This window comes from Parvibaculum sp. (assembly GCF_002684405.1).
Taxonomy (GTDB): domain Bacteria; phylum Pseudomonadota; class Alphaproteobacteria; order Parvibaculales; family Parvibaculaceae; genus Parvibaculum.
Genome location: NZ_NYVD01000108.1, coordinates 1 through 11,652, shown reverse-complemented (window position 1 = coordinate 11,652; position 11,652 = coordinate 1). Strand labels below are relative to the sequence as shown.

The following is an 11,652-nucleotide window of genomic DNA, read 5'->3' as shown; positions in this document are numbered from 1 at the left end:
GCCGATGCGGCCAAATCCGCCGAGACCGCGGCCCAGCATGCAGGCTTCGCCGCCGGGTCCAGCGGCCTCAAGGGCGTGCATATGCATCTGCACCACGCGCTGAACTGCCTTGTCGGCGAGAAGGGCGACGGCTTCGATGCCGATGAGCTCAATCCCTGCAAGGCGACCGGCGGGGCCATTCCCAATACGACCGATGCCGCCCGCAAGGCCGAGCTCGAAAAGGCTGCCGAGATGGCGCGCGCCGGGATTGCCGAAACCGATCTCGCCAAGGCCCAGGCCGATGCGAGCGAGGTTCAGAAGACCCTCACAGGCGAGTAACAGGAGCGGGCAACCGGGGCGCGTAATCGCGCCTAGCCGTCCAGTTCCGGGTAGCGCCGGAACAGGCCGTCGCCGAATTCCTGCCGCCTGTCGCTTTCGAGATAGGCGGCGATATTCGGCCGGGCGGCCACGGCCTCGACCAGGGCACGGGTGAGCGGCACTTTGCGGCTCGCCTGCTTCATCGCCCTGGGGAAGGCGAAGTCGAGCCCGTCTATCAGGAAATAAAGCGAGATGTCCGCATAGGTCACGCTGCGCCCGGCCAGCACGGGGCTTTTGCGTTTCGCATTCGCCGGGTTGCGCTCCAGAACCGTCTCGAACCAGCCGAGAATTTGCGGCAGGCGGCTTTCGCGGAACCATTTCGCGCGGCGCTTGGATTCCTCGATCTGGTCTTCGTAATACATCGCCACCGAAATCGGGTGATGCGTGTCATGCGCCTCCACCGCGAAATCGGCGATGGTGAGCTGGATCTGGTGCAGCCAGAGCCGCATCGCTTCCGCCTCCGGCGCAAGGCCGATGCGCGGTCCCAGCCAATGCAATATGACCGGCGTCTGGCCGAGCACCGTTCGCCCGTGCCGCAGGATCGGGCAGGCGAAGGACGGGCGCTCGCTTTCCTCCATCAGCTTTTGCATTTCGGCAAAACCGTCCGGCCGCTCGCGCGTGACGTCCACGTAAGGCGCGCCCGCATCTTCCAGCGCCAGACGGATGAATTCGCCCCGGCCGGGAATGCCGAGCCAGTAGAAGAGTTCGTAGGGTTTCGCCATGTCGTGTGCCTCTAGAACGGCGTAGGATCGGTGAAGCTTACCCTCGCGCCGCCGGTCGGATGACGCAAGCCGAGCGTTTCGGCGTGGAGCTGCAAACGCGGCGCGGCCTCGAAGATCTCGTCATCGGCATAAAACGCATCGCCCAATATGGGGTGGCCGAGATGCATCAGATGCAACCGCAATTGATGCGAGCGCCCGGTGAGCGGCATGAGGCGGAGCCGCGTCACCGGCATCGCGCCGTCCTCGCGCTCCATGACTTCCCAGCGCGTGATGGCGGCGCGCCCGCGCTCATGGTCGATCATCTGCATGGGGCGGCGCTCCGGGTCGGTCGCGATCGGCAGGTCGACCTCGCCGCTGTCGCCGGTCACATGACCGGCGACGCGAGCGATATAGGTTTTTTCCACGCGGCGGCTCTGGAACTGCTTGCCTAGATGGCGCCGCGCCTTGTCGTGGCGGCCCAACACCATGACGCCGGAGGTGTCCTTGTCGAGCCGGTGGACGATCCGCGCCGCGCCCCAGCGCTTCACGGCGCGCGCCTCCAGACAATCGCTGAGATGCGGCTCCTTCCCCGGCACGGTGAGAAGTCCGGACGGCTTCGATAGCACGAGAATGTCGTCATCCTCATGCAGCACACAAAGCCAGGGTTCCGTCGGCGGGTCGTAGGTGAAGGGGCGGGGTGCGTTCATGGGAGAGGTATGGGGAAAAACAGGCTCAGGGGCAATGCGTGCTCCCCAAACCATGCTGTCACCCCGGGCTTGTCCCGGGATCCAGGGCGGCAAACTCAGAGCATGGCGCTCCTGGACCCCGGCATAAAGCCGGGGTGACACCATGAGAAATCCCGCCGAAACCCGTCACTTTGCGCGCGTCACGAAACCCCACATAAAACGTAGCGGCGCACTCGGATATATTCTGATAAAATGTCAGCAAGGTATAAAACCAAGCGAAACGATCAACTACTTCCGGGAGCGAGATATATGGGGACGGAACATTTCGACGTGGTCATTGTGGGGGCCGGCATTTCCGGCATTGGCGCGGGCTACCACCTGCAGGCCAATTGCCCGGACCGCTCCTATGTGATCCTGGAAGGCCGCGAAAACATGGGCGGCACCTGGGACCTCTTCCGTTATCCCGGCATCCGCTCCGACAGCGACATGTACACGCTCGGCTATTCCTTCCGGCCCTGGAAGGAAGCCAAGGCCATCGCCGACGGGCCGAACATCCTGAAATATCTGAAGGACACGGCGGCCGATTACGGCATCGACAAGCATATCCGCTACAGCCACATGGTGAAGTCCGCCGCATGGTCGTCGGAGCATGCGCTGTGGACGGTGAAGACGGAACGCGGCGATACGGGCGAGACCGCCGAGTTCACCTGCAACTTCTTCTTCGTCTGCTCGGGCTATTACGATTACGACGAAGGCTATACGCCGGACTTTCCGGGGGCGGAAGACTTCAAGGGCCGCATCGTCCATCCGCAGAAATGGACCGACGATATCGACTTCAAGGACAAGAAGGTCGTGGTGATCGGCTCGGGCGCGACCGCCGTCACGCTGGTGCCGGAAATGGCGGAGGACGCCGCGCATGTCACCATGCTGCAGCGCTCGCCGACCTATGTCGTCGCGCGGCCCGCGGAAGACAAGATCGCCAACTGGCTGAGGCGCAACCTCCCGGTGAAGACCGCCTATGGCCTCACCCGGTGGAAGAATGTGCTGCTGGGCATGTATTTCTTCCGCATGTGCCGCAAGGCGCCGGAGAAGGTGAAATCGCTTCTGCTCAAGGGCGTACGCGCCGAACTCGGCCCGGATTTCGACGTGAAGACGCATTTCACGCCGTCCTATAATCCGTGGGACCAGCGTCTCTGCCTCGTGCCGAACGGCGACCTCTTCGCCTCCATCCGCGAGGGCAAGGCCTCGGTCGAGACCGATCACATCGAACGCTTCACCGAGAAGGGCATCCTGCTCAAATCCGGCAAGGAACTGGAAGCCGACCTCATCGTCACCGCGACGGGGCTCAAGCTTAAAATGCTGGGCGGCGTCGATCTCAGCGTGGACGGCACGCAGGTCCATCCCAGCGAGACGATGAGCTACAAGGGCATGATGTATTCAGACGTGCCGAACCTTGCTTCCTGCTTCGGCTACACGAATGCGTCCTGGACGCTGAAATGCGACCTCACCTGCGAATATGTGTGCCGGTTGCTGAACGAAATGAAAAAGTCCGGCAATCGTCAGTGCACCCCGCGTGTGACCGATCCGAATCTGGGCGAAGAGCCCTGGCTCGACCTTTCGTCGGGCTACATCCAGCGCGCACAGCATCTCTTCCCGAGGCAGGGCGACCGCAAGCCGTGGAAGCTCTATCAGAACTACGCCAAGGACATGATGATGCTGCGCTTCGGTAAGCTCGACGACGGCGCCATGGCGTTCTCCAACCCCGCCCCGTCCAATGCGCGGCCTCAGGTGGAAGAGCCGGAACGCCTGGCGAGCTGACGCTTAAAGGTGGATTCCGGGTCAAGCCCGGAATAACGATAGAGGGGCATTCCCCGACAAACGAGACTCGTCACCCCGGGCTTGACCCGGGGTCCATCCGGTCTCGCGTCATGACAGAAGCCTATCGTAGAGATCTTCCCAATCGGGGTTCGCCGAAACGATCAATTCGATCTTTCACTCACGCTTCCAGTTCTTGAGCTGTTTTTCCCGCGCGATGGCTTGCTCGATCTCTTCGTATCGTTCGGCGTAAACGAGGCGCTTCAGCCCGTACCGCTTCGTGAAACCGTGGATCGGTCCTTCACGATGTTCCGTCGTACGGCGCGCGATATCCGCCGTCACGCCGATATAAAGCGTCCCGCGCGGCGCATTGGTCATGATGTAAACCCAACCGCCTTTCACGCCGCACCCTCTGTATGGATTCCGGGTCGAGCCCGGAATGACGATGGAACAGGCTCAATCCACCACCGCGTCCCGATCGCTCAGCGCAGGCGTTTCGGCGGGCCGGGGCGGGGCGGCGCGGACCGGCAGGTGGCAGGTCACGCAGGTGCCGAGATCGGGCGCGCTTTCCAGCGTCACCCAGCCGCCATGCAGCTCCACGAAGGAGCGCACCAGCGACAGGCCGAGTCCCGCGCCGCGGCGGCGGTCCTGTCCGCCATGCGCCTCGAAACGGTCGAAGACGGTGGACTGGAATTCCGGTTTGATGCCGTCGCCCGTATCGGCCACGTAAAGCTCGACCGAATTTTCGTGCCGCCTTGCGCCGATGGTGATGGTGTCGCCGGGGCTGGTGAAGGAGAGCGCGTTCGACAAGAGGTTGATCATGATCTGCTTGATGCGCTTTTCGTCGGCGCGGATCGCGCCGGTATCGGCCGGGCAGTCGACCTTCAGGCCCACCTTGCTCTTCTGGGCCGGGCGCTGCGCGAATTCCTCCGCCGCATAAAGCACTTCGGAAATTTCCATGTCCGACAGGTCGAGCGTCATCGCGCCCGCTTCGATCACGGCGAGATCCAGAATGTCGTTCACCGTGTCGAGCAGGGTCTGCGAACTTTCGAGAATGCCCTGCATATATTCGTGCTGGCGCGGTTCCAGACCGCCGAACATTTCCGATTCCAGGATTTCGCCGAAGCCGATGATATTGGTGAGCGGCGTGCGCAGTTGATAAGAGACATGGCTGATGAATTCCGACTTCAGCCGGTCCGCCGTTTCCAGCGCGTCATTGCGTTCCCTGAGCGCGATCTCCATGCGCGTCGCATCGGTCACGTCGAGATAGGTGATGAGCGTCGCCCCGTCGGGCAGCGGCACGATGGCGAAATCGACCACCGTCTCGTCGGGCCGGTTGAGGCGCCCGGTCGTGTTGGCGCGCATGCCCGACACCATCGTCACCTGCGTGCGCAGCAGCTCGGCTTCTTCCGGTTCCGCATAGAGCGGGCGGCACAGATCGATGATGTCGCTGACATGCGGTTCGTCGGCTAGCTGTTCTTCCGACAGGCCCCAGATGCGGCCATAGGCGGGGTTGGACAGCTTCAGGCGCCCGTCGCTGCCGAACACGGCCACGCCCTCATAGAGGTGGTCGATCGTTTCGCGCTGCACGCGGGCCAGCGTGTTGTAGGAGCTTTCCAGGTTGAGCCGTTCGGTGACGTTCTCATAGAGATAGATGACGCCGCCAAAGGGATGCGCCTGCGCGTTCAGCTTCACCGTGCGCCCGTCCGGCAGATGCCAGAATTCCTCCACCGGCTGGGTGGAGGTGTAAAGCTCCATGCGCGCCTGCTTCCAGGCCTGAAAATTCGCCTGTTCCGGCAGGCGACGCTGCGCGCGCAATTCATCCAGGACCGCGCTGTCGGTCGGCTCTTCGTCGAGCCATTGCGACTCCAGACCCCAGAGTTCCTCGAAGGCGTGATTGCGGAATTTGAGACGCTTGTCGGGCCCGCAGATCGCAACCGCCGTATTGAGCCGGTTCAGCGTTTCGGCATGGCTCTCGATATGCCGCTTCAGGTCGTCCTGCAGGTTTTCTTCCGCCGTCACGTCGATGGCAATGCCCGCCGTGCCGCCATCGAGATGGCTTTCCACCACATCGAGGGCGCGGCGTTCGCCCGACATGATCGCATGGGTGCGGCTTTGCACGCGCGGCTTGTCGAAGAGCTTGCGGCGCATGGCGCCCAGCGCTTCCTCGCCCAGCAGTTCCAGCTCCCGCGACACCGCCTCTTCGGGCGAGGTGGCGTCCACGGCGATTGCATAAGCCTTGTTGACCCAGACGAGACGGCCCTCCCCGTCGCGCCGCCAGGCCGGACAGGGCACTTCCATCAGATGGGTTTCGTAGCGCGCCCGTTCGGTGTCGGCCTGGCGCATGCGCTCGGTCAGGCGCGCAACCTCGGCGCGTTCGCCCGTTACGTCGCGCAGCCAGAGCACGGCAAGCGCGCCCGCGGGCCGGCCTTCCGCCTCGAAAATGCGCCCGTCCAGCGCTTCCACATGGAGGGAAAAGCGCGCGCCGAGCCGCCGCAGGCGTTGCACGGCGGTGTTGAGCCGGCCCGCATTTTCAGGCCGGAGGCGCTCCAGCAGGTAATTATAGTCAAGGTCGCCCGAGGCCGGATCCACCAGCCCCGCGGTGGAGCCGACGATGCGCGGCCGCGCCTGAAAGGTGCCGGGGGAGGCGCGCAGGCTTTCCGGCGTCCAGATAAAGAGGGCGTCGGGCTCGGCGGCCAGGATCGATTCGGCCGTGTCGAGCCGCACCGACAAGGCGGTCAGCTCGTCCTCGCGCGAGATCGCGGTCTTGCGCGCGGCGCGGGCGGCGCGCATCGCCACCACGGTAAACAGGATCGCCGCGAGCGCGATGCCCGCCGCGACGGCATAGGCGATGATGATGTTCTGGTCGGCGGCGACCTCTTCGGGCACACCCAGCGCCGTCAGCGCGGAGCCGACGAGATTATCGGCCTGCGCGGGCCCCGCCGTCGCGGCAAGCCATAGCGCGCCGCCTGCGCCGACCGCGCATGCGCGCCACCCGCCGCGCGTCTTGCTGCCTTTTGCCCCCTGCATACCGCTTTCCTTATGCCTGCCCCCCGCAGGCAGGTTCAATCTGCCCAAATCAGCAGACCGTCGAAAGTTTACACTATGTGCGGAAGCATTTCGAAACTGCCAACAAAAAGACCCGGCTCATGAAGAGCCGGGCCCTGCTTGAAAGCAATCGCGCCGATCGCGGTCTGGTATTCGCGACGGGCGCGATTGCGATCGGCGCAAAATCGCTTAGTAGCGATAATGTTCCGGCTTGAAGGGGCCTTCAGCCGGCACGCCGATATAGTCAGACTGCTCTTTGCTCATCTTCTCGAGCTTCACGCCGATCTTCTCGAGGTGCAGCATCGCAACCTTCTCGTCGAGCGACTTGGGCAGCGTGTAGACGCCGATCGGGTACTCGTCGGTCTTGGTGAAGAGTTCGATCTGGGCCAGCACCTGGTTGGTGAAGGAGGCGGACATCACGAAGCTCGGATGGCCCGTGGCGCAGCCGAGGTTCACCAGGCGGCCTTCGGCCAGCAGGGTGATCTTCTTGCCGTCGGGGAATTCGATCTCGTCCACCTGCGGCTTGATGTTCGTCCACTTGAAGTTCTTGAGCGCACCGACCTGAATTTCGCTGTCGAAATGGCCGATGTTGCAGACGATGGCACGGTCCTTCATCGACCGCATGTGATCGACGGTGATGACGTCGATATTGCCCGTCGTGGTGACGAAGATGTCGCCGCGCGTCGCAGCTTCATTCATCGGCACGACTTCATAGCCTTCCATGGCGGCCTGGAGCGCGCAGATCGGGTCGATCTCGGTCACAAGCACGCGGCAGCCGGCCTGACGCAGCGACGCGGCGGAGCCTTTGCCCACATCGCCGAAGCCCGCGACGACGCCGACCTTGCCGGACATCATCACGTCGGTCGCACGGCGAATGCCGTCCACCAGCGATTCGCGGCAGCCATAGAGGTTGTCGAATTTCGACTTCGTCACGCTGTCGTTCACATTGATCGCCGGGAAGAGCAGTTCGCCCTTCTTGAACATTTCATAGAGGCGGTGAACGCCGGTGGTCGTCTCTTCGGAGACGCCCATGATGGCTTCGCCGACCTTCGTGTACCAGCCGTGATTGTCCTTCAGGCGCTTCTTGATCGAAGCGAAGAGCGCCGTCTCTTCCTCATTCTGCGCCTTGTCGAGGAAGGCGGTGTCGCCCTTCTCAGCGCGGATGCCGAGATGGATGAGGAGCGTGGCGTCGCCGCCATCGTCGAGAATCATGTTCGGAACGCCGCCATCGGCCCATTCGAAAATGTTGTGGCAGTATTCCCAGTACTCTTCCAGCGTCTCGCCCTTCACGGCGAAAACCGGCGTGCCGCCCGCGGCGATCGCGGCGGCGGCGTGGTCCTGCGTGGAGTAGATGTTGCACGACGCCCAGCGGATGTCGGCGCCCAGCGCGGCCAGCGTCTCGATCAGCACGGCGGTCTGAATGGTCATGTGCAGCGAGCCGGCGATCCGCGCACCCTTGAGCGGCTGCGACTTGGCATATTCCTCGCGCGTGGCCATCAGGCCCGGCATCTCGGCCTCAGCGATTTCGATCTCCTTGCGGCCGTAATCGGCAAGCGAGATGTCGTGAATGACGTAATCCTGTTTGGCACCCATGGGCGATATAACTCCTTTGGTGTCGTCGGTCTGTGTTTTGCCTTGCGGGCGCAGCACCGAACTCTGCGAAAAATCGCCGATTCCGGCGGTAGCGCACCCCGCGCAAGGCCGTGGGCCCCGCGCCAGCGTCAGCCGGTCGGCCCGGCAAATTCGGCGTGGTTATAACAAGCCCGACCCGATGGGGCAAGGACGACATAAAGAAATGTTTATATCTTTGTTTCCGATGGGCAATCGGGGGCCGGACAGGTCAATGCCGTTCGCCGAAGCCGTCCTCGACAAGCTCGGCCAGGGCCTTGATCGCCATTTCCGCCTGCGAGCCGGTGGCCGAGACATCGATGGAGGAGCCCTTGCTCGCCGCCAGCATCATCAGACCCATGATGGAGGTGCCCGGCACGGTATGCCCGTCCCGGCTCACCGAAATATCGGCCTTGAACTGCTCGGCCACCTGCACGAAGCGGGCGGAGGCGCGGGCATGAAGGCCCCGGCTGTTGACGATGGTGAGGGTGCGGCGGCATTCGCCGTTTTCGGCAGAGGAGGCGCCGTTTTCGGAAGAGGAGGCGCCGCTTTCGGAAGGGGAGGCGCCGGATGTCCCGGATGCGCGGTTTTCGTCCTCCCGGGGCATCGGCGAAGTCACGCGCCGTCGCCCGCGAGGACGCGGCTGGCGATGGAGATGTATTTCCGGCCCGATTCCTGCGCCTGATCCACCGCTTCGCGCAGATCCTTGCTCTCGCGGACGCTGGCCAGCTTGATCAGCATGGGCAGGTTCACGCCGGCAATCACTTCCACGCGCGCCTTGTCCATGACGGAAATGGCAAGATTGGAGGGCGTGCCGCCGAACATGTCGGTGAGCAGGATCACGCCATCGCCGGTGTCCGCCTTGGCGACGGCATCGAGTATGTCCCGGCGCCGCTGCTCCATGTCGTCATCGGGGCCGATGCAGATCGCTGCCACCTGCTTTTGCGGCCCCACGACATGCTCCATGGCCGCCACAAACTGACTGGCAAGCTGGCCATGCGTAACGAGTACTAATCCGATCATCCACCGCCCTCTTTGCCATCCGTCTTCGCTTTACGCGGCAGGCCGCCTTCTTGTCATGACGAATGGCTCAACTCGCGCCCGCTAAACCCGCATCGTGAACGTATTTTAAGCAGGTTGGCAAGTGTTGCAGCGCAACAATAAGGCAGTTTCGCGACGCCTCGGCCTTCAGGCCCCGCCCAGAATGCCGTCCTCGCCCGGGAAACCGCGATCGGGCAGCACTTCAAGCGCCAGCCGCAGCTTGTCGGCAGCCGTCAGATCGAAGGCGTGCAGCCGGATCAGGGGCAGACGAACGCCCTGAATTTCCTCGAATTCCGGCGCCGGAAAACGCGGCACGTCGTCCCTCGGCACCAGCTCGGCAATGAGCCGCACCGCCGCCCGGTCGATCACGGGGACGCGCAGCAGGCCGAGGCCGCGCAATTCGATGAGGCCGGTCAGCGCCTGAGGGGCGGTCGCGGCAAGCCCGTCCTGCGATGCGCAAAGATGCACCTGGTCGTCGGCGACGAGGCGCGTCTCGCCGCTTGCATCCGCCCGGATCATGCGGAAGGCAAGGTCGGATTTGCCCGAGCCGGGGCGGCCTCGCAGAAGCGCGGCCCGCCCACCGCAGGCAATGCAGGTCGCATGGATGGTGGTGCCGTTTTCCGTCATCGGGACCGCTTCCTATACCGGCGCGGCGGGCAGGGTGACGATGAAGCGTGCGCCCTGCACCTCGTCATACTGCATCCGGTTTTCGGCCCGGATGGTCCCGCCATGCGCCTCGACGATCTGGCGCGAAATCGCCAGACCGAGGCCGGAATGCTTGCCGAAACTGTCGGGCCGGTCGGTATGGAAGCGGTCGAAGATCTTTTCCAGACTGTCTTCGGGTATGCCCGGTCCCTGATCTTCCACCATGATGACGATATTGCCGGGCTCGCGCCGCGCCATCACCTTCACCTGTGCCCCTTCCGGGCTGAAGGAAAGCGCATTGTCCACCAGATTGCGTACGACCTGGCCGAGCCGCATGTCGAAGCCCTTCACCACCATGCGGTCGCGGCCCGGCGCGCCCGGATCGATGTCGAGCATCACCCGGCGGCCTTCGGCGACGCCCGTTTCGATAAAGAGATCGCATACCGCTTCCAGCAATGTGGCGATGTTCACATCGTCCGTTTCCTCGCGCGCCAGTTCGGCATCGAGGCGCGAGGCGTTGGAGATGTCGCTGATGAGGCGGTCGATGCGTTTCAGATCGTCCTTGATGATCTCGTTCAGCTTCTGCCGCTGCTCTTCGGTTTTCACGAACTGGATGCTTTCGATCGCGCTCGACAGCGAAGTGAGCGGATTTTTCAGCTCATGCGCCACATCGGCGGCGAAACTTTCGATGGCGTCGATGCGGCTGTAGAGCGCATTCGTCATGTCGCGCAGCGCGCCCGACAGATCGCCGATCTCGTCGCGCCGTTCGGTGAAGTCGGGGATCTGCGCCCGCGCCGTCTTGCTGCGCCGGACGATGTCCGCCGATTCCGCCAGCCGGCGCACCGGCTCGGCGATGGTCGCGGCCAGCACGACCGAAAGCAGAATGGTCACGCCCAGCGTGACGAGAAAGACCTGCAGGATCGCAAAGCGTTCGCCGCGCACGATGGCGTCGATGTCGCCGCCGCGCGTCGACAGCATCAGCGCGCCCAGTACCGCCCGGTAGCGCTGGATCGGCACGGCCACGGAAACGATCAGTTCGCCGCGGTCGTTGACGCGTTCCATGCTGGCGGCCTGCCCCGTCAGCGCCCTTGTCACTTCCTGATACATCTTGCCGTTCTGGCCGCCCGCCTCCTTGAACAGTTCGAGGTCGCGTCCCGGCAGAAAGCTCACCATCCATTGATATAGGCGGGTGAAGATATTCTGGTCCTCATCCGCATCCGCCGGCGGCGGCAACTCGAAGGCGACGACCTGGGCGGAGGCCGACAGGCGGCGGCTGTCGAGCAGCAGCCAGCCGCTCCGGTCGTAGAGCCGGGCACGGGTCCTGGTGGGAACCGTCAGTCTACGGAGAATAGGCGCGGCGGCTTCCGGCACGATGGGGAGAACCTTGTCGCCCCCCCCGCTCGCGTTCGGGCCGCTTTCATCGGCGTTGCCGGAAGTGCCGCCGTCCAGCGGATCGATGACCGTGGCTCTCGGCGCCTCGGTCGCGCCCTGCGCCAGTGCGCCGGCAATGATCTCGGCCTGGGTCAGCAGGCTCTGCCGGCGCGCATCGATCAGGCCTTCGCGGAACTGGTTGATATAGAGGATACCCGCCACCATCACGATGAGGGCGACGACGTTGAAGACGACGATGCGGCGCGTCAGGCTGGAAAAGCGGCCCCGGACGAGAAAACTGCGAAAGCGGCTCCAGGCAAGCCGGATCAGCGCGAGCAGGCGGGTCGGCAAAGACGGAGCCTCTCCCGGGCCCGTCTTTC

At 63.8% G+C, this 11,652-nt stretch carries 9 protein-coding genes and 2 pseudogenes; 2 read left to right on the top strand and 9 right to left on the bottom strand.

The genetic code is table 11. The features are described from left to right. Positions 1-318, top strand: a 318-nt coding sequence (locus CMI59_RS10170) for a hypothetical protein (protein WP_293328051.1), incomplete at its 5' end; no start/stop codon positions are given. A gap of 32 nt (positions 319-350) precedes the next feature. On the opposite strand, the gene CMI59_RS10165 is transcribed toward CMI59_RS10170, so the two are convergent. Together CMI59_RS10165 and CMI59_RS10160 are read right to left on the bottom strand one after the other, a co-directional pair. Further along, positions 351-1,079 carry a glutathione S-transferase gene (locus CMI59_RS10165; protein WP_293328048.1) on the bottom strand — a complete coding sequence of 243 codons (729 nt, stop codon included), beginning with the start codon at positions 1,077-1,079 and terminating at the stop codon, positions 351-353. Positions 1,080-1,090: 11 nt separating this feature from the next. Beyond that, a complete protein-coding gene (locus tag CMI59_RS10160) occupies positions 1,091-1,765 on the bottom strand; it encodes an RluA family pseudouridine synthase (RefSeq protein WP_293328045.1) in 675 nt (224 codons plus the stop codon). A gap of 288 nt (positions 1,766-2,053) precedes the next feature. Between CMI59_RS10160 and CMI59_RS10155 the strand changes: the two genes are divergently transcribed. Further along, positions 2,054-3,562 (top strand): NAD(P)/FAD-dependent oxidoreductase, encoded by a 1,509-nt coding sequence (locus tag CMI59_RS10155; RefSeq protein WP_293328042.1) that lies wholly within the window; start codon positions 2,054-2,056, stop codon positions 3,560-3,562. A gap of 108 nt (positions 3,563-3,670) precedes the next feature. Here CMI59_RS10155 and CMI59_RS10150 read toward each other — a convergent pair. The 7 genes and pseudogenes from CMI59_RS10150 to CMI59_RS10120 all read right to left on the bottom strand — a co-directional run. Next, positions 3,671-3,961: pseudogene (locus CMI59_RS10150) on the bottom strand (GIY-YIG nuclease family protein). 54 nt (positions 3,962-4,015) lie between these two features. Then, complete coding sequence (locus CMI59_RS10145; protein ID WP_293328039.1) at positions 4,016-6,589, bottom strand: PAS domain-containing sensor histidine kinase; 2,574 nt, start codon at positions 6,587-6,589, stop codon at positions 4,016-4,018. 207 nt (positions 6,590-6,796) lie between these two features. Continuing rightward, the gene (ahcY, locus tag CMI59_RS10140) at positions 6,797-8,200 is read right to left on the bottom strand and encodes an adenosylhomocysteinase (RefSeq protein WP_293328036.1); all 1,404 of its coding nucleotides are present in this window, start codon (positions 8,198-8,200) and stop codon (positions 6,797-6,799) included. Positions 8,201-8,447: 247 nt separating this feature from the next. Further along, positions 8,448-8,708 (bottom strand): annotated as a pseudogene (locus CMI59_RS10135) (HPr family phosphocarrier protein); the annotation flags it as partial. A 122-nt stretch (positions 8,709-8,830) separates the two neighbouring features. Then, the gene (locus tag CMI59_RS10130) at positions 8,831-9,238 is read right to left on the bottom strand and encodes a PTS sugar transporter subunit IIA (protein ID WP_293328031.1); all 408 of its coding nucleotides are present in this window, start codon (positions 9,236-9,238) and stop codon (positions 8,831-8,833) included. Between the two features lie 165 nt (positions 9,239-9,403). Beyond that, on the bottom strand, positions 9,404-9,883 hold the full coding sequence (locus tag CMI59_RS10125; protein ID WP_293328028.1) for an HPr kinase/phosphatase C-terminal domain-containing protein: 480 nt from the start codon (positions 9,881-9,883) through the stop codon (positions 9,404-9,406). A 12-nt stretch (positions 9,884-9,895) separates the two neighbouring features. Then, the coding region (locus CMI59_RS10120) for a sensor histidine kinase (RefSeq protein WP_293328025.1) at positions 9,896-11,652 on the bottom strand (1,757 nt) is incomplete at its 5' end.

What these genes read in the sequence shown, in the direction of transcription:
- CMI59_RS10130 (WP_293328031.1), bottom strand. Translation starts at nt 9,238, where the DNA reads ATGATCGGATTAGTACTCGTTACGCATGGCCAGCTTGCCAGTCAGTTT.
- CMI59_RS10160 (WP_293328045.1), bottom strand. Translation starts at nt 1,765, where the DNA reads ATGAACGCACCCCGCCCCTTCACCTACGACCCGCCGACGGAACCCTGG.
- CMI59_RS10155 (WP_293328042.1), top strand. Translation starts at nt 2,054, where the DNA reads ATGGGGACGGAACATTTCGACGTGGTCATTGTGGGGGCCGGCATTTCC.
- ahcY (WP_293328036.1), bottom strand. Translation starts at nt 8,200, where the DNA reads ATGGGTGCCAAACAGGATTACGTCATTCACGACATCTCGCTTGCCGAT.
- CMI59_RS10165 (WP_293328048.1), bottom strand. Translation starts at nt 1,079, where the DNA reads ATGGCGAAACCCTACGAACTCTTCTACTGGCTCGGCATTCCCGGCCGG.
- CMI59_RS10145 (WP_293328039.1), bottom strand. Translation starts at nt 6,589, where the DNA reads ATGCAGGGGGCAAAAGGCAGCAAGACGCGCGGCGGGTGGCGCGCATGC.
- CMI59_RS10125 (WP_293328028.1), bottom strand. Translation starts at nt 9,883, where the DNA reads ATGACGGAAAACGGCACCACCATCCATGCGACCTGCATTGCCTGCGGT.